17 protein-coding genes and 1 tRNA gene are annotated in these 16,332 nt (G+C 65.5%); 9 read left to right on the plus strand and 9 right to left on the minus strand.

Features of this window, described 5'->3' with window-relative positions:
- Positions 1-2: 2 nt before the first annotated feature.
- On the plus strand, positions 3-137 hold the full coding sequence (locus tag RVY76_RS04575) for a hypothetical protein (RefSeq protein ID WP_317376165.1): 135 nt from the start codon (positions 3-5) through the stop codon (positions 135-137).
- Here RVY76_RS04575 and RVY76_RS04580 read toward each other — a convergent pair whose 3' ends face one another.
- Together RVY76_RS04580 and RVY76_RS04585 are read right to left on the minus strand one after the other, a co-directional pair.
- On the minus strand, positions 138-908 hold the full coding sequence (locus RVY76_RS04580) for a hypothetical protein (protein WP_317376168.1): 771 nt from the start codon (positions 906-908) through the stop codon (positions 138-140).
- Positions 905-2,158 carry a hypothetical protein gene (locus RVY76_RS04585; protein ID WP_317376169.1) on the minus strand — a complete coding sequence of 418 codons (1,254 nt, stop codon included), beginning with the start codon at positions 2,156-2,158 and terminating at the stop codon, positions 905-907. Before RVY76_RS04585 ends, RVY76_RS04580 begins: the two co-directional genes overlap by 4 nt.
- Positions 2,159-2,503: 345 nt before the next feature.
- Between RVY76_RS04585 and RVY76_RS04590 the strand changes: the two genes are divergently transcribed.
- Complete coding sequence (locus tag RVY76_RS04590) at positions 2,504-2,962, plus strand: MmcB family DNA repair protein (protein WP_317376171.1); 459 nt, start codon at positions 2,504-2,506, stop codon at positions 2,960-2,962.
- On the opposite strand, the gene RVY76_RS04595 is transcribed toward RVY76_RS04590, so the two are convergent.
- Positions 2,959-3,159, minus strand: coding sequence for a DUF6324 family protein (locus tag RVY76_RS04595; protein ID WP_317376173.1), 201 nt, complete (start codon positions 3,157-3,159; stop codon positions 2,959-2,961). The genes RVY76_RS04590 and RVY76_RS04595 overlap by 4 nt on opposite strands.
- Before the next feature lie 120 nt (positions 3,160-3,279).
- Here RVY76_RS04595 and RVY76_RS04600 point away from each other — a divergent pair.
- Positions 3,280-3,356: transfer RNA gene (locus RVY76_RS04600), tRNA-His, on the plus strand.
- An 8-nt stretch (positions 3,357-3,364) separates the two neighbouring features.
- Here the strand turns inward: RVY76_RS04600 and RVY76_RS04605 are convergent.
- Positions 3,365-3,655 (minus strand): DUF6476 family protein, encoded by a 291-nt coding sequence (locus RVY76_RS04605; protein WP_317376174.1) that lies wholly within the window; start codon positions 3,653-3,655, stop codon positions 3,365-3,367.
- On the opposite strand from RVY76_RS04605, the gene RVY76_RS04610 reads away from it, so the two are divergent.
- The 3 genes from RVY76_RS04610 (at position 3,654) to RVY76_RS04620 (ending at position 6,833) form a co-directional block, all read left to right on the plus strand.
- Positions 3,654-4,685 carry a pseudouridine synthase gene (locus tag RVY76_RS04610; protein WP_317376176.1) on the plus strand — a complete coding sequence of 344 codons (1,032 nt, stop codon included), beginning with the start codon at positions 3,654-3,656 and terminating at the stop codon, positions 4,683-4,685. The two genes, RVY76_RS04605 and RVY76_RS04610, sit on opposite strands and share 2 nt — an antisense overlap.
- A 157-nt stretch (positions 4,686-4,842) precedes the next feature.
- Entirely contained in the window at positions 4,843-5,739 is an 897-nt protein-coding gene (rpoH, locus tag RVY76_RS04615) for an RNA polymerase sigma factor RpoH (RefSeq protein ID WP_317376178.1), read from the plus strand.
- Between the two features lie 113 nt (positions 5,740-5,852).
- Entirely contained in the window at positions 5,853-6,833 is a 981-nt protein-coding gene (locus RVY76_RS04620; protein ID WP_317376179.1) for a Gfo/Idh/MocA family oxidoreductase, read from the plus strand.
- Between the two features lie 27 nt (positions 6,834-6,860).
- Here RVY76_RS04620 and RVY76_RS04625 read toward each other — a convergent pair whose 3' ends face one another.
- The 5 genes from RVY76_RS04625 to RVY76_RS04645 all read right to left on the minus strand — a co-directional run bounded on the left by RVY76_RS04625 (position 6,861) and on the right by RVY76_RS04645 (position 12,786).
- Positions 6,861-8,678 (minus strand): M3 family oligoendopeptidase, encoded by a 1,818-nt coding sequence (locus tag RVY76_RS04625; protein ID WP_410796010.1) that lies wholly within the window; start codon positions 8,676-8,678, stop codon positions 6,861-6,863.
- Positions 8,679-8,739: 61 nt separating this feature from the next.
- A complete protein-coding gene (locus tag RVY76_RS04630; RefSeq protein ID WP_317376180.1) occupies positions 8,740-9,678 on the minus strand; it encodes an amidohydrolase family protein in 939 nt (312 codons plus the stop codon).
- Complete coding sequence (locus RVY76_RS04635) at positions 9,671-11,266, minus strand: ATP-dependent DNA ligase (protein WP_317376183.1); 1,596 nt, start codon at positions 11,264-11,266, stop codon at positions 9,671-9,673. Before RVY76_RS04635 ends, RVY76_RS04630 begins: the two co-directional genes overlap by 8 nt.
- Positions 11,267-11,288: 22 nt before the next feature.
- Entirely contained in the window at positions 11,289-12,299 is a 1,011-nt protein-coding gene (locus RVY76_RS04640; RefSeq protein WP_317376185.1) for a ligase-associated DNA damage response exonuclease, read from the minus strand.
- Between the two features lie 67 nt (positions 12,300-12,366).
- A complete protein-coding gene (locus RVY76_RS04645) occupies positions 12,367-12,786 on the minus strand; it encodes a BLUF domain-containing protein (protein ID WP_317376186.1) in 420 nt (139 codons plus the stop codon).
- A gap of 142 nt (positions 12,787-12,928) precedes the next feature.
- On the opposite strand from RVY76_RS04645, the gene RVY76_RS04650 reads away from it, so the two are divergent.
- From RVY76_RS04650 to RVY76_RS04660, 3 genes are read left to right on the plus strand one after another with little or no spacing between them, the layout of a single operon-like run.
- On the plus strand, positions 12,929-14,350 hold the full coding sequence (locus RVY76_RS04650; protein WP_317376188.1) for a circularly permuted type 2 ATP-grasp protein: 1,422 nt from the start codon (positions 12,929-12,931) through the stop codon (positions 14,348-14,350).
- Position 14,351: 1 nt separating this feature from the next.
- Positions 14,352-15,305 carry an alpha-E domain-containing protein gene (locus RVY76_RS04655; protein WP_317376189.1) on the plus strand — a complete coding sequence of 318 codons (954 nt, stop codon included), beginning with the start codon at positions 14,352-14,354 and terminating at the stop codon, positions 15,303-15,305.
- Entirely contained in the window at positions 15,302-16,135 is an 834-nt protein-coding gene (locus tag RVY76_RS04660) for a transglutaminase family protein (protein WP_317376191.1), read from the plus strand. The genes RVY76_RS04655 and RVY76_RS04660 overlap by 4 nt, the downstream gene beginning before the upstream one ends.
- Positions 16,136-16,332 lie beyond the last annotated feature (197 nt).

The raw sequence follows: 16,332 nt of genomic DNA on the forward strand, positions 1-16,332 counted from the left end.
CCATGACCTTCTTCGAACTCATCGTGCCGATCATCGCGCTGGCCTTCGCGGGCGGCGGAATCCTCTATATCCGTTACGAGGATCGCAAGCTCGACCGCAAGCTCGAGGCGCAGCATACCGAGCCCCGCATCCGCTGATCAGCTGGGCCGATCGTCCGGCGGCGTGGTAACGCCGTATTCCTCCAATTCTTCCGGTAGCAGGATGTAGATCTCGTCCGGCGGCGTCACGAGAGCGTGGCGCATGATCCGCGGATCGATTCCCATATCCACCAGATATTCCATGACCTGACCCTGGCCGCGCTGGATGTCCTCCACGGCCATGAAGGCGGGTTGCACGCTGTTCTGGCCGAAATAGTGCTGATGCACGCCGACCGAGCCGGCATCGTCCACGAGCCGCTCGGACCCGCCGACCAGCATGTAAGGGCAGGCCGAAAGGCAGACATCCCCCTCCGCGATACGCGTCGTCGCGTCCTCGTCGCGGAGAAAACGCCCGAGTTCGAGCGCGTCTGCGACCGATCCGCCCGGGGAATGCAGATAAACCTGTCGCGGCGCGCCGTCGGCAAAGCGATTGCCCAGCGTCTCGGTCATGCGCGCGCCGTCGCCCGCCGCGATCTGGCCCACCAGCCTGAGGGCGGGCCCGTCGTCGAGCGTTATCTCCGACAGGGTCAGACGACGCGGCATGTCGCCCGTGGGCGGGAATGGGGCGCCGGGGGATTCCTTCGGCAGGTCGGAAGGGCGATAGCGACGGGTCTGATCGCCCGGGCCCACCGGCTGGTCGAGGCGTGGGGCGGAGGGCGAGAATCGCAGCCCCTGCAGGGACGGCCCCATATCGCCCAGAACGAGCAGTCCGCCGATCACGATCTGCAGGCCGAGGATTCCCTTGAGGATGCCGCTTGCGCCAACCCTCATTCCGCGGGGTTTCTGATCGGTGTCGGACGGTGGGCGACATCGGTGTCGGGGGGCAGGTCGGCCTCGACCTCGCGCAGGGCGGCCACGGCCGCACGCAGCTCGGCCAGGGTCAGCGAATCCTCGACCGGCATGCGATCGCGGCTATGCCGTATCGCGCCCTGCGTCACCATCAGGATCATCACGAGGACGGCGGGAAGCAGGTCGATGGCGATGGCCCCCGCCCAGCTCGGAACGAAGTTCCCGGCATAGCGGATCACCGCATCGGCCGCCGAGATCGGGGTGTATGACACCTCCTCCGACGGCGTCATCTCCTCGACCGCGGCGGCAGCCTCGGCAAGCGTGGCCGCGCGCTGGCCCAGCACCTCGAGAACCGAATCGATCGTCGCCTGCTGGCCGGCAGCGGTCTCGGCATTGGTGTTGAGCCGCGGCAGGACGACCGAAGCCGACAGATCCTGCGCGGCGCGGCTGACGAGGGGGGCGACGGACAGCTGGCGCAGTTGCGTGATGAGACCCGCGAGGCGGACGGCCTCTTCGCTGAACTCGACGCTGCGCGCCTCGACCGGGCCGGGCTCGACGGTAAGCGCGCGCATCCGCGACAGGATCGCGTTGCCCTCGGCGAATGCCTGATCGATCACCGGGCCCTGCGCGTTGATCTGCGTCTCCAGCGCCGTGAGCTCCTGCGCCTTCTGGCGCAGCACGCGAAAGACCGCGCCGCGGCCCGCGATGCCCGACAGGTCGCCGGTCGCTTCCTGCTCGCTCAGATCCTGGAACGACTGGCGGACCCGCGCGACGTCGCGCTCGAGCCCCTGCGCGGCCAGCGCGATCGTGTTGGCCCGTTCGAGCGAGCCCTGATAATCCTGTACGGTATGGGCGAGATGCTGTTCGACGGCCGCCGCCCCTGCAAGCGCCGCCGCGTTCAGCCAGGACGACATCGCGACGATGGCGACGGAGCCCAGCACCATCGAACCCAGCAATCCCAACCGCGCGCGGGCGGTCCGCATCGCCGGCAGAAGCCGCATGAGGTAGGTCCAGAAGACGAAGATGCCGACGCTGACGGCGATGGAATAAGCGAGCGCGGCAAAGACGGACAGGGCCCCGTCGGTATCGAGCAGCGACCGCACGCCCAGATAGGTATAGATCCCGGACGCCGCCGACAGGACGCCGAGCGCCGTGCCCGACAGGCTGTCGAGAACGCCCAGATGTCCCTCGAGCTCGCGGACGTGATGCGGATTGGGTGAGGTGTCCGACATGAGGCTCCCTTCGCCGATCGTGACGCGCATTATGCGCGCTGCCACGACCTTTGCCAAATCACCGCAAAGTCAGGAGGATCGGCGGGACCACCGCAACCGTAAGGGTGCGTAATTCCCGAGGACCTGTTGATACAGGTGGGCGCCAGGTAGTCGAACCACGGTCCGGCCAGAGCCAGCTCCCTCGGAATTGAGTAAGGCCACCGGAATTTGACCCCGGCACGAGAAGGGCAGTACCCGCCTGCCAATCGAGATAAGCCCCTACGCCCCCTGCGGCAAGAGGGACGGGACGGCATTTTGCAGACGGGCCGCCTTGCATTTCGTTGCCTCTTTGTTCACACCCGGGGCATGATCGATCCCAACCTACCGGCACTTGCGAAACCGGGGCAGATCCTCGCCCGGGGGGTCAGCCGTCATCTGGCGGGCCACGGATTCGCCTGCGTCGAGGAACTGGTCCCTTCGCGCGGGCTCAGGGTGGACGTCATGGCGCTCGGGCCCAAGGACGAGATCTGGGTGGTCGAGTGCAAGTCGAGCCGGGCGGATTTCATGTCCGACGGCAAGTGGCAGGGCTATCTGGAATGGTGCGACAGGTTCTTCTGGGCGGTCGATCCGGACTTCCCGGTCGAGATCCTGCCCGAGGGCACGGGTCTCATCATAGCGGACGGCTACGATGCGGAAATCGTCTCGACCGGCCCCGAGAGCAGGCTGGCACCCGCGCGACGCAAGGTGGTGATCCGCAAGTTCGCCTTTCACGCGGCGCGCAGGTTGCACCTCCTGCGCGATCCCGGGCTCGCGATCGGCGTCTAGCGCTTCTTCTTTACGGGCTTACGGGCATGGGCCGCGGCGGCGCGGATCTCCTCGGCGATCTCCTCGGCCTCCTCGGGATCGAAATCCATCGGCACCTCGATGCCGCCATCGGCCGTGACGTAGATCCGGACCATCCCGGCATCGGTCGGTCCGATCTGGAGATTCGCGCTCGTGTCGCTGGGATCGTTGATGCTCATTTCAGCCCTCCGCTGATCGGTTTCGGGCGGCGGTAGCCGCTTGAAACGGGCGTTGCAAGCGCTTCGCGTGCCTTTCGGGGCCTTGCAATCGCTTTTCGGCTTCGATATTTCAGCCCCAGTGCCGCCTTAGCTCAGTTGGTTAGAGCGCCTGATTGTGGATCAGGAGGTCCCCCGTTCAAGCCGGGGAGGTGGTACCATCCCCCCTTCATTCGATCGTGATCCTCTGGCGCAGGGTCTCTCCGGTCTCGTCGAAGATCAGGATCTCGTCGTCGCGCGTGACGATCGCGATCCAGGTCGCCCCGCGGGTAAAGGCGAAAGGCACCTCGCCCTCGGGGAGGGCGATCGTCTCGGGCAGGGGCGGCACCGCGGGCGGAAAGCGCGTGACGAAAAGGACGATCAGCGTTACGAGCCCCGCCAGCATGGTTGCGGTCAACGCGATCACCAGCCATTTCAGAAAGGTCAGCGCCCCGTCCCGGGGTTGGGGGATCTCATCCATGCCGTCGAGCCTCTTGCGCGTCATCCTGGGCGACGATCCGCCGCCGCGTCTTGATAAGGCGCTGGCCCGCGATGTGCCAGACGACGCGCATCTGAGCCGCTCGCGCATCGCCAAGCTCATCTCCGAGGGCTGCGTGCGGTGCGAGGGCGTCGTGCTGTCCACGCCGAAGGCGCGCGTCGCGGCGGGCGATGTCATCGAGATCGCCGTTCCGGAGGAAAGCCCCACGCATCTGTCGCCCGAGGACATGCCGCTCGACCTCGTCTACGAGGACGAGGATCTTGCCGTGATCGACAAACCCGCGGGCCTCGTCGTGCATCCCGCGCCGGGCACGCCCGACGGCACCTTGGTCAACGGGCTCATGCACCATTTCGGCGATGCGCTGTCGGGTGTCGGCGGAGTGAAGCGTCCGGGGATCGTCCATCGCATCGACAAGGAGACGAGCGGATTGCTCGTCGTCGCGAAATCGGATCGCGCGCATCACGGGCTTGCCGCGCAATTCGCGGCCCACAGCGTCGAGCGGCAATACCTTGCGATCTGTCACGGCATTCCCGATCTGGCCGATCCGCGGCTTCTCGGGATTCCCGGCATATCGGCCGAGGCGAGCGGTACGCTCAAGATCGCAACGGGAATCGCCCGGCATCGGACGGACCGGCAACGGCAGGCGGTGACGTTCCACGGCGGCAAGCATGCGGTCACCCGCGTCACCGTCGAACGGCCGCTCGGGCCCTCGGCCGCGCTCGTCTCCTGCCGGCTCGAGACGGGGCGCACCCACCAGATCCGCGTCCACATGCGCCATGCCGGGCACGCCCTGATCGGCGATCCGGTCTATGGCGGGCAGCGAAAGATATCGCCCCATCTGCCCGGCGCAGCTGAGGTCCGTGCGTTCGCGCGGCAGGCGCTTCATGCCGCGACGCTCGGTTTCGAGCATCCCGCCAGCGGCGAGACGCTCAGCTTCTCCAGTGCCCTGCCGACCGACATGCAAAGCCTGATCGAGGCGCTCGAAGGCCAAAGCCCGCTGACAACTCGGTGAGATCACGCCGAAACGGGATGATTCTCGGACCCAAGCGCGCAAGACTTTCTTAACCCCGGTAAGCAAGTCTGAAATATCCGCCTCGTACTTGAACTGAACCGATCAGTTCACCATCTGATAGGACAACAGGCGAATAACGCCCGAAGGAGGGACCGACATGGCGACATACGCTAATCTTCCGGCACCGTCCCCCGAACAGGGGCTGAACCGGTATCTACAGGAAATCCGGCGGTTTCCGATGCTGGAGCCCGAAGAGGAATTCATGCTCGCCAAACGGTGGGTCGATCACGAGGATACCGAGGCCGCCCATAAGATGGTGACCTCGCATCTGCGCCTCGCGGCCAAGATCGCGATGGGCTATCGCGGCTACGGTCTTCCGCAGGCCGAGGTGATCTCAGAGGCCAATGTCGGCCTGATGCAGGCCGTCAAGCGGTTCGATCCCGACAAGGGTTTCCGCCTCGCGACCTATGCGATGTGGTGGATCCGCGCCTCGATCCAGGAATACATCCTGCGGTCCTGGAGCCTCGTGAAGCTCGGGACCACCAGCGCCCAGAAGAAGCTCTTCTTCAACCTGCGCAAGGCCAAGAATCGGATCGGCGCGCTCGAGGATGGCGATCTTCGCCCCGAAAACGTCAAGCGCATCGCCACCGATCTCGGCGTGACCGAGGACGAGGTCATCTCGATGAACCGGCGTATGTCGGGCGGCGATGCCTCGCTCAACGCGACAATCAGCGCCGATGGCGAGGGTACGGCGCAGTGGCAGGACTGGCTCGAGGACGAGGATGCCAATCAGGCCGACGATTACGAGGCCCGCGACGAGCTCGAGACGCGGCGCGCGCTTCTCGAACAGGCGATGGACGTTCTCAACGATCGCGAGAAGGACATCCTGACCCAGCGCCGTCTGCAGGAGCAGCCCATCACGCTCGAGGATCTCAGCGGTCAGTATGACGTCAGCCGCGAACGGATCCGCCAGATCGAGGTGCGGGCGTTCGAGAAGCTCCAGAAACGCATGACCGAGCTCGCCAGCGAGAAGGGCATGACCGAAACCGCCTGACGATGGCTGGGGCCGAACAAGGGGCCGGGCGCGGGAAACCGCGTCCGGCCTTTTCTATGGCAGGCCCCGGAGTGCTTCACTAGGTTGTCCCCGAACGTCAGGAGGGACAATTCATGAGCGACATCGTCAGGTTCGGCATCCTCGGTGCGGCGAACTTCGCGCGGCGGCAGATGGCTCCGGCCATACACTCCGCAACCGGTGCCACATTGACCGCGATTGCAACGCGTACTGCGGAGAAGGCGAACACCTTCAAGGATATCCAGCCGGATCTTCAGGTATTCGATGATTACGAGGCGCTGATCTCTTCGGATCTGATCGACGCGGTCTATATCCCTCTGCCGAACCATCTCCATGTCGAATGGAGCCTGAAGGCGCTGAAGGCCGGCAAGCACGTGCTCTGCGAAAAGCCGATGGCGATGCGCGCGGCCGATTACGACGACCTCATCGCCGCGCGCGACGACAGCGGCAAGCTCGCCGCCGAGGCGTTCATGATCGTCCACCATCCCCAGTGGATCAAGGCGCGGGAGATCCTCGCCGACGGGACGCTGGGCGAGCTGCTGCACGCCGATGCGTATTTTTCCTTCAACAATGCCAGTGACGTGGACAATATCCGCAATCAGCCCGGAATGGGCGGCGGCGGATTGCGCGATATCGGCGTCTATGCCTTCGGAAGCGTCCGCTACGCCACGGGACAGGAGCCGGTCGAGCTGACCTCGCGCCTCGTGTCGGAGCAGGATTTCGACACGATGGCTTGGATGCAGGGGCGCTTTCCGGGCTTCGGTTATCAGGCGATGGTCTCGACCCGGATGGCCAAGCGGCAGGCCGTGACGTTCCAGGGAACGAAAGGCGTGATGACGCTCAGTGCGCCGTTCAATGCCGGCGTCTTCGACCAGGCCGAGATTGTCCTCGATCTGGCCGAAGGGGACCGCCGCATCCTGCGCTATCCCGGCGTCAATCAGTATGTCCTTCAGGTCGAGGCGTTCTGCCGCGCGGCCAATGGACACGAAAGCTATGCCTGGCCTCTCGAACAGGCACGGGGCACGCAGGCGATGATCGATACGGCCCTCGCCGGCGAACGCATCGCGACGGAATGAAGAAAGGGGCCCGCGGGCCCCTTTCTCTCAGTCTTCCATGGCTTCGAGCTCGTCGATCATGCCCTCGATCATGCCGAGCCCCTTTTGCCAGAAGGCCGGGTCCGATGCGTCGAGGCCGAAGGGTTCGAGCAGTTCCTTGTGGTGCTTGGACCCGCCGGCCTTGAGCATGTCGAAATATTTCTCCTGGAAACCGGGCGTTCCGTCCTCGTAGGCCGCATAGAGCGCGTTCACCAGACCGTCGCCGAACGCGTAGGCGTAGACGTAGAACGGCGAATGGACGAAATGCGGCACGTAGGTCCAGAAGACCTCGTAATCGTCCATGAAGTCGAATGCGGGCCCGAGGCTCTCGGCCTGCACGGACATCCAGAGCGCGTTGATCGCGTCGGGCGTCAGCTCGCCCCCGCGGCGCGCCTCGTGCAGCTTGCACTCGAAATCGTAGAACGCGATCTGCCGCACGACCGTGTTGATCATGTCCTCGACCTTCCCGGCGAGGAGGACCTTGCGCTCGGCCGTGTCCTTCGCGCCTGCGAGAAGCTTGCGGAAGGTCAGCATCTCACCGAAGACGCTCGCCGTCTCTGCGAGGGTGAGCGGCGTGGAGGCCAGCATTTCGCCCTGCGGCGCGGCAAGACGCTGATGCACACCGTGCCCGAGCTCGTGGGCCAGCGTCATCACGTCGCGCGGTTTGCCGAGGTAGTTCAGCATGATGTAGGGATGCGCGTCGGTGACGGTCGGATGCGCGAAGGCCCCCGGTGCCTTGCCGGGCGTCACGGCCGCATCGATCCAGCCCCTGTCGAAGAACGGCTCGGCCAGCTGCGCCAGCTCCGGCGAAAAGTCGGAATAGGCGTCCATCACCATGCCGCGCGCGGTCGTCCAGTCGACGATCTTGTCGGTCTCCATCGGCAGCGGCGCGTTGCGGTCCCAGACCTGCATCCGGTCGAGCCCGAGCCATTTGCGCTTCAGCTCGTAGTAGCGGTGCGACAGGCGCGGATAGGCATCGACGACCGCGTTCCTCAACGCCTCGACCACCTCCGGCTCGACATGGTTCGACAGGTGCCGACCGGTCTGCGGGGTGGGCATCTTGCGCCAGCGATCCTCGACCTCCTTCTCCTTGACGAGCGTGTTATGAACACGCGCGAAGGTCTTGATGTTGGACGAAAAGACGCGCCCGAGCTCGCGCGCCGCCTCTTCGCGCACCGTGCGATCCTGCTCGGTCAGCTTGTTGAGCGTGGCCTCGATCCCCATCACCTCGCCGTCGACCTCGAATTCGAGGGCGGCGATCGTCTCGTCGAAGAGCTTGTTCCACGCGCTCGCCCCAACGACCGACTGGTCGTGGAGGAACTGCTCGAGCTCGTCGCTGAGCTGATGGGGCCGCATCGCGCGAAGCCGGTCGAAGACGGGCTTGTAGCGTGCCACCTCGCCACCGCCGGCAAAGACGGCGTCGAGCTTCTCGTCGGGAATGCGGTTGATCTCGAGGCTGAAGAAGACGAGCGGCGTGGTATAGGTCGTGATCTTGTCCTGCGCGTCGCTCAGGAACGCGGCACGATGCGCGTCGGTCGTCTCCTGGTAATAGCGCAATCCGGCGAAGGACATGATCCGGCCCGCGACCATCTCGATCTTCTCGTAGCGGTGGATGCAGTCGATCCATCCGGCCGCGTCGAGATCGGCAAGCTTGCCCTGATACTCCTCGGCGAAGCGCTCGCACGCCTCCTCGAGCCAGTCCATGTCGCGCTTGAGCTCGGGCGCGTCGGGCGCGGCGTAGAGGTCGCTCAGCTCCCATTGCGGCAGATCGCCCAGATCCTTGCCGCCGGGGCTGGCATTCGCATCGAAGAGGGGGGTGGTCATCATCGGCTCCTGAAATCGGAAATCGGCTTTTGAGATAGGATGCGGTCCGGCGGGACGAAAGGGCCTAGCGGAATCCGAAGAGCTGCTCGGGCGTGTCCACGAGGATCTTCTGGCGCGTCTCGCTGTCCTCGACGGCGCGGAAGAACGCGTCGAGAAGCTGCCCCGCATCGGGCATCGGCGTCTCGCCCAGCAGGATATGCGGCCAGTCTGACCCCCAGAGAAGGCGATCGGGATTGGCCCGGGCCAGACGCGCGACGAGGTCGTCCGCCTCGTCCCATGGCGCGTCAGAGAACCGGTAGATGCCCGAGATCTTGGTATAGGCGTCGCCGTCGCCCACCAGCCGTTCGAGCGTCTCCACACCTTCGGGCGATCCTTCGCCGCCGAGGATCGGCCAAGCCAGATGGTCGAGCACGACGGGACAGGGCAGGGCGCGCAGATCGTCGGCCATCGAGGCGAGGTGTTCGTGCGCGTTGACGAGGATCTCGACATGCATGTCCCGCTCGGCCAGCGCGGGCGCGAAACGCTTCACCCCCTCCCACGAGATCACGCCGGGATGCACGTGGTTCAGCCGGATCGCCTTGATCCGCGCATCGGCCAGCCGGTCGAGATGGGCCTCGGTCGCGTCGTCGCCGATGAGGCCCACGCCGCGGGCGCGATCGCCCAGACGTTTCAGCGCCTCGATCGTCACGGTGTTGTCGGTCCCGTAAAGCACCGAGTGGACGAGCACGACGCGGTCGATCTCGAGCGTCGTCAGATGCGTGTTCAGAAGATCGATCCAGCCGTCGAAGCCGCGATCGCGCGGCGGATCTTCGGGCCGCCCGTCCCAGAGCCTGAAATCGCCCCGCCCGCCCAGCATGTGGACATGCGTGTCGCAGGCCCCTCGCGGCGGCAGGGTCGATGGCACCTTGGGCCTTTCGGCAGGTGCCATTCCGGCAGGCAGCTCGGCCATCGTGTCGTAGTCGCGGTCGGGCGTCGCATCGGGCAGGGTGTCGTCTTCATCCATAGGCTGCCAGCATCTCCTTCAGGTCGTTCAACGTGTTGGCCTCGGCCAACGGCTTGTCGTGACGCCAGCGCGCCATGCGGGGAAACCGCAGCGCGACGCCCGACTTGTGGCGGGGGCTTTCCTGTATGCCCTCAAACGCGATCTCGAAGACATGTTCCGGACGGACTTGCCTTACCGGTCCGTAGCGTTCGAGCGTGTTGCGCCTCACCCAGGCGGTGATCTTGCGGAATTCCGCGTCGGTCAGGCCCGAATATGCCTTGGTGAATGGGACGAGCGCATTGCCGTCCCAGACCGCGAAGGTGAAGTCGGTGAAAAGGTTGGCACGCCGCCCGTGGCCCTGCTGGGCATAGATCATCACGGCGTCGATGGTCAGCGGATCGACCTTCCACTTCCACCAGTCGCCCTTCTTGCGCCCGTCCCGATAGGGACTGTCGCGGCGCTTGAGCATGATCCCCTCCGAGACATGCTCCCGCGAGGTGTCGCGGGTCCGGGCGAGGGCATCCCAATCGTCGAAGCCGAGCAGCGGAGAGATCCTGAGCGGCATGTCGTCGGGCACGCTTCGCGCAAGCGCGTCGAGCAGGGCACGACGCTCCTCGAACGGTTTCGCGCGGATATCCTCGCCCTTCCATTCCAGCATGTCGTAGGCATAGAGGATCACGGGCGCGTCGGTCAGCAGCTTCTTCGGCACGGTCTTGCGGCCGATGCGCTTCTGCAGGGCGTTGAAGCTCATGGGGGTCCCGTCCCGCCAGGCGAGCACCTCGCCGTCGAGGACCGTGCCCGCCGGCACGTGGTCGATCAGGCGGGCAAGTTCGGGGAACCGGTCGGTCATCAGCTCTTCGCCCCGCGACCAGAGGAAATGCTGGCCACCCCGCAGGACGAGTTGCCCGCGGATCCCGTCCCATTTCCGCTCGGCCGCCCAGGCCTCGGGCGGGGCGTCGAGCGTTTCCGGCCCCTCGTCGAGCTGGTAGGCGAGGTAGAAGGGATAGGGCTTCGACAGGTCCGCCGTCGGATCGTAGCTGAGGATCAGGCTCTCGAAGCTCGTCTTGTCGGGCTGCCAGTCGCCCATCAGTCGGTGGGCGAGGTCGGGCTCGTCGATGCCCGTCGCCCGCGACAGCGCCCGCGTCATCAGCTTCTGGCTCACCCCCATGCGAAAGCCGCCGGTTATGAGTTTATTGAAAACGAAGCGTTCGGTCTTGGGCAGCTCGTCCCAGGCCGCGAGAATCCGCGCCTTCTTGTCCGCGTCGTCGAGCTTTCCGAGCGCCCGGACCTCGCCGATCCAGTGGCTGAGCGTCCGGTCCGAGGCGCGCGTCGCGTCCGGCAGGATAAGGGCGATCGTCTCTGCCAGATCGCCGACGATCGGATAGCTCTCCTCGAAAAGCCAGAGCGGGATGCCTGCGCGTTCCGCCGCCCATTCGCGAAGCCTGCCGGTCGTGACCGTGCGCTTGGGCCGCCGCCCCGACAGAAGCGCGATGGTCCAGAGCTTGTCGTCCTCCGTGGCATCGCCGAAATAGGCCGAGAGCGCATCGACCTTGAGCGTGGTCTTCGTGGTCTGGTCGAGCGCGGTGAAAAGCGCGGCAAAGCGTTTCACGGGGCGTCCCCCCTCGCGGCGCTCATTCCGGGTCCTCGGTGTCGAGGCTCTCTCCCTCGTATTCCGTCTCGACGATCGCGGCGTCGTAGCCCTGATCCTCGAGCCAGCGGCGAAAGATCGAGGTATAGCCGTGGGTGACGAAGATCTTCTCCGCTCCCGTCTCGGCGATGGCGGTATTCAGGCCCTCCCAGTCGGCGTGGTCCGAGATGACGAAGCCCCGATCCGCCGCACGCCTGCGCCGCACGCCCCTGAGCGCCATCCACCCCGACGCGAAGGCGGTGGAGCTCGGGCCGAAACGCCGCGCCCATGGCGTGCCCAGCGCCGAGGGCGGGGCCACGACCAACGCGCCCTTGATGGCCTTGAGGTCGGTCTCGGGCGTCACCCGGATCGTGTCGGGCAATGGGATGCCCTGTCCGCGCATCACCTCGTTGGTGTTCTCCACCGCGCCATGGGTCAGGATCGGGCCGATGTCGGAATTGACAGCTGTCAACAATCGCTGTGCCTTGCCCAGCGCGTAGGCCCCGATGATGGACGTTTTGCCCTCGGCCGCGTTGCGCTGCCACCAGCCGTTCAGCTCGGCCGTGACGCTGTCCTCGTCTGCCCATTTGAAGACCGGCAGGCCGAAGGTGCATTCCGTGATGAAGGCGTCGCAGGCGACGGGCTCGAACGGCTCGGACAGGCCGTCGGGCGTCACCTTGTAATCGCCCGACACGACCCAGACCTCGCCGCGATGCTCGATCCGGATCTGCGCCGATCCCGGCACGTGGCCCGCGGGGTGGAAGCTGACCGTGACACCGCCAATCTCTCGCCGCTCGCCATAGCGCATCGTGTCGATCGAGATCTCGCCCAGGCGGTGACGCATCACGGGTGCCGCGGCGTCGGTCGCGAGGTAGCTCGACATGCCCGGTCGCGAATGGTCTGCATGGCCATGGGTGACGAGCGCGCGATCCACGGGCCGCCAGGGATCGACGAAGAAATCCCCCAGGGCGCAATATATGCCCTTGTCCGTAAAGCTGAGAAGCGGCGCGGCCATGTCTGGATAGGGTAGCGCGGGCCGACCCGAGGCCAAGGCGGCGTGTCAGGATGACGCCGGTGACCTCTCAGGCGGCGATCGGCGCGAGCCTCGTGATGAGGCTGCAGGCGGTCGGCCCCTGCGAGTTCGCCAGCGCCTTACGGACCTCGGCTTCGACCCGGGCCGCGTCGGCCGTCGCGGGCGGAACCACGATATCGCCCATCGACCAGCTTGCGAAGCACCGCGCCTCGACCTCGTGATCGAGGAGGATCCTCACATCGGTATGCCGCGGGTCGCCCTTGATCGTGTCGACCAGCAGATCGACATGTTCGGCCTCGCCCTCGATCGCCTGGATGAAGACGATGTCGGGGTCGTCGCCGGCCAGGATCAGCACGCCGGTGATGCCCAGCTCGGGATTGTTGCGACGCGAGCAGCGGAGGATTTCGGGCAGATCCGCGGCAAAACTCTCTGCCTTGGCCCGGCTCGAATACAGCAATTGACGCAACATCTGGCTCGGGTCTCCGGGGAATTCTGCTTGACCGCATCTAAGAACGAAGCATTTCCAAATCGTTAACGGCCGACGGCGCGGCATCTTGCAGATGGCCGTCACGCCGTTAAGGTGAAATGACAACAGGAGCTTAGCCCGCCACATGCCAGATCGCCATTTCAACGAAATGTATCACGACGGATCGGTGCGTCCGCCTTATTCCGGCCTCGAGGCCTGGGCGCGCGACATGCCTTCGGACCTCCGGGGCATGAAGCAGAGCGAGGCGGAAAAACTTTTTCGGCGCATCGGCATCACGTTCGCCGTCTATGGCGAGGGGGGCTCTCCCGACCGGCTGATTCCCTTCGACATGTTCCCGAGGGTCTTTTCGGCCGGTGAATGGGCCAAGCTCGAACGCGGGATCAAGCAGCGCGCCCGCGCGCTCAATGCCTTCCTTTCGGACATGTACAACCGCGGCGAAATGGTGCGCGCGGGACGCATTCCCGCGCATCTGGTCTATCAGAACGACGCCTACGAGATGGCTGTGAGCGGTTTCACCCCTCCGGGCGGCGTCTTCAGCCATATCGTCGGCATCGACCTGGTGCGGACCGGACCCGACGAATTTTACGTGCTCGAGGACAATTGCCGCACGCCGTCGGGCGTGAGCTACATGCTCGAGAACCGCGAGATCATGATGCGGATGTTCCCGCAGCTGTTCCAGCAGACCCGGGTGGCCCCGGTCGAGAACTATCCCTCGCTGCTCAAGCGCACGCTTGCGAGCGTCGCGCCCAAGAAATGCGACGGGGATCCGCGCGTCGTGATCCTGACGCCGGGCCATTTCAACTCCGCCTATTACGAGCATTCCTTCCTCGCCGACATGATGGGGATCGACCTTTGCGAGGGGCAGGACCTGTTCGTCGAGGGCGATTTCGTCTGGATGCGGACGACCGAGGGCCCGAAGAAGGTCGACGTGATCTATCGCCGGCTCGACGATGCGTTCATCGACCCGCTCTGCTTCCGGCCCGACAGCATGCTGGGGATTCCCGGCCTCATGAACGTCTACCGCTCGGGCGGTGTCAGCATCGCGAGCGCGCCGGGTGCCGGCGTGGCCGACGACAAGGCGATCTATACCTATGTCCCCGAGATGGTGCGCTTCTATCTCGGAGAGGAGCCGCTGCTGCAGAACGTGCCCACATGGCAATGCGCCCGCGAGGACGAGTGCAAGTACGTGCTCGACAACCTGCCGGAGCTGGTCGTGAAGGAGGTTCACGGATCGGGCGGTTACGGCATGCTCGTCGGTCCGAAATCCACGAAATCCGAGATCGAGCTTTTCGCGACGAAGATTCGGGAAAATCCGCACAACTACATCGCGCAGCCCACGCTGAGCCTGTCGACCTGTCCCACCTTCGTGGAGGAAGGGGTCGCACCGCGCCATGTCGATCTGAGACCCTATTGCCTTGTCGGACAGGAGGTGAACCTCGTGCCCGGCGGGCTCACGCGGGTCGCGCTCAACGAGGGGTCGCTTGTCGTGAACTCCTCGCAGGGCGGTGGCGTGAAGGACACCTGGGTCATTGCGGGGAGCGAATGAGATGCTGAGCAGAACCGCAGAGAACCTTTTCTGGATCGCGCGCTACATCGAGCGTGCGGAGACCAATGCCCGCCTTCTCGAGGTGGGGACCCGCAATGCCATGCTGCCCGATACGGCAGGCGGCAACCGGAACGAATGGGCGTCGGTGCTGATGGCATCGGGGACCAAGGCGCAGTTCGATGCCAAGTACGACGCCGCCGTCGAGCGCAACGTCGAGACGCATCTGTTCTTCGATGCCGACAATCCGTCCTCGGTGTCGTCCTGCCTGAACGCGGCGCGCGAGAACGGCCGCATCGTCCGCACGGCACTGACCACCCAGGTCTGGGAGGCGCTCAACACCGCGCATTCCGATCTGCACGATCTGTCGCGGCAGGAACGCTCGACGCTGTCGACGACGGACCTCATCGAATGGACGTTGCGGACCTGTAGCCTCATCCGCGGCGCGGGGCTCGCCACGCAGCTGAGAAACGACGGCTACGACTTCACGAATATCGGGCACTTCCTCGAGCGCGCCGACAGCACGGCGCGCATCCTCGACGTGAAATATTACGTGCTTCTGCCCGACGTGGCCTTCGTCGGATCGGGCCTCGACAATTACCAGTGGCGCACGGTGCTCAGGGCGATGAACGCCACGCGGGCCTTCCACTGGGCCTATGGCGGCGAGGTGACGGCCTCCAAGATCGTCGATTTCCTCGTCCTGAACCGTCAGGCTCCGAGATCGCTCATCAATGCGACCGACGGCGTGCTGCATCATCTCCAGCGGCTCGAGAACCAGTACGGGCGCAGGACCGATGCCCAGATGCAGGCGCGTGCCCTGGTCGAAAAGCTCGACCGGACATCGACCGAGATCATCTTCGATCAGGGGCTGCACCAGTTTCTTCGCGGATTCATCAGCGAAGTCAATTCACTGGGCGGCGTCGTTCACAATGCCTATCTCAGCGGGGACGCACGATGAGACTGAACGTCACGCACAGAACCCATTACAGCTTCGACGCGCCGAAGCGGACCCTGACGCAGAGCCTCCGCCTCTGGCCCACCGATTTCGACGGCCAGAAGGTGGAAAGCTGGTCGGTGGATATCGAGGGCCACGAGGCCGAGCGGGGCGCCGCGCTGCGCGACGGGGCGGGCGACTGGATCGAGACGGTGGCGATGCGGAACGTGTCGGACGTGACGATCGCCGTCAGCGGCATCGTCGAGACGCGGGACCTGACAGGCTTCGTGCGCGGCCTGCGCGAGAAGGTCTCTCCCATCGCGTATCTGCGGCCGTCGCCGATGACGCGGCTCGACGATGCGCTGCGCGAGCTGTCCGCCGATGCCGTGGAGGGCGCGACGAACCCGCTCGACCGCGCGCATGCGCTGGCCCGCGCGGTGAGCGACGCGATCCCCTATCATAGCGGTGCGACCGAATCCGGCACCACGGCGGCCGAGGCCTTGGCGCTGGGGCAGGGCGTCTGCCAGGATCAGGCGCATGCGCTCATCGCGATCGCGCGCGCGGCCGGGATGCCCGGACGCTACGTCTCGGGCTACCTGCATGCCAGCGCGGACGGCACGCTGCACGAGGCGAGCCATGCCTGGGCCGAGATCTGGGTGGAGGAGATGGGCTGGGTCGGTTTCGACGCGGCCAACAGGTGCTGCCCCGACGAGAAATACGTGCGGCTTGCCTCGGGGCTCGATTCCGTCGGTGCGGCCCCGATCCGCGGCCTCGCGATCGGTGGCGGGATGGAGCATCTCGACGTCGACGTGAAGGTCGTCGAGGCGAGCCAGCAGCAACAGCAACAGCAGTGACGCGGCGGGGCGCGGCCGTGCCGGTCGCGCCCCCCGCCTGCCCGACATGCCCTGTCCGTCGATGGCCTTCGCGGGGCATCTGCCGCGCGGTTTCGCGATTTCACAGGTATACACCGCGCCTCCGTCGCGTTAGGAGAGCGTTTTCCGGCCCTTCCTGTCGCCGGATCGCGACGCGCATGCGCCGCACTCAGCATCCA

The sequence above is a fragment of the Palleronia sp. LCG004 genome, assembly GCF_032931615.1.
In the GTDB taxonomy this organism is placed as follows: Bacteria; Pseudomonadota; Alphaproteobacteria; order Rhodobacterales; family Rhodobacteraceae; genus Palleronia.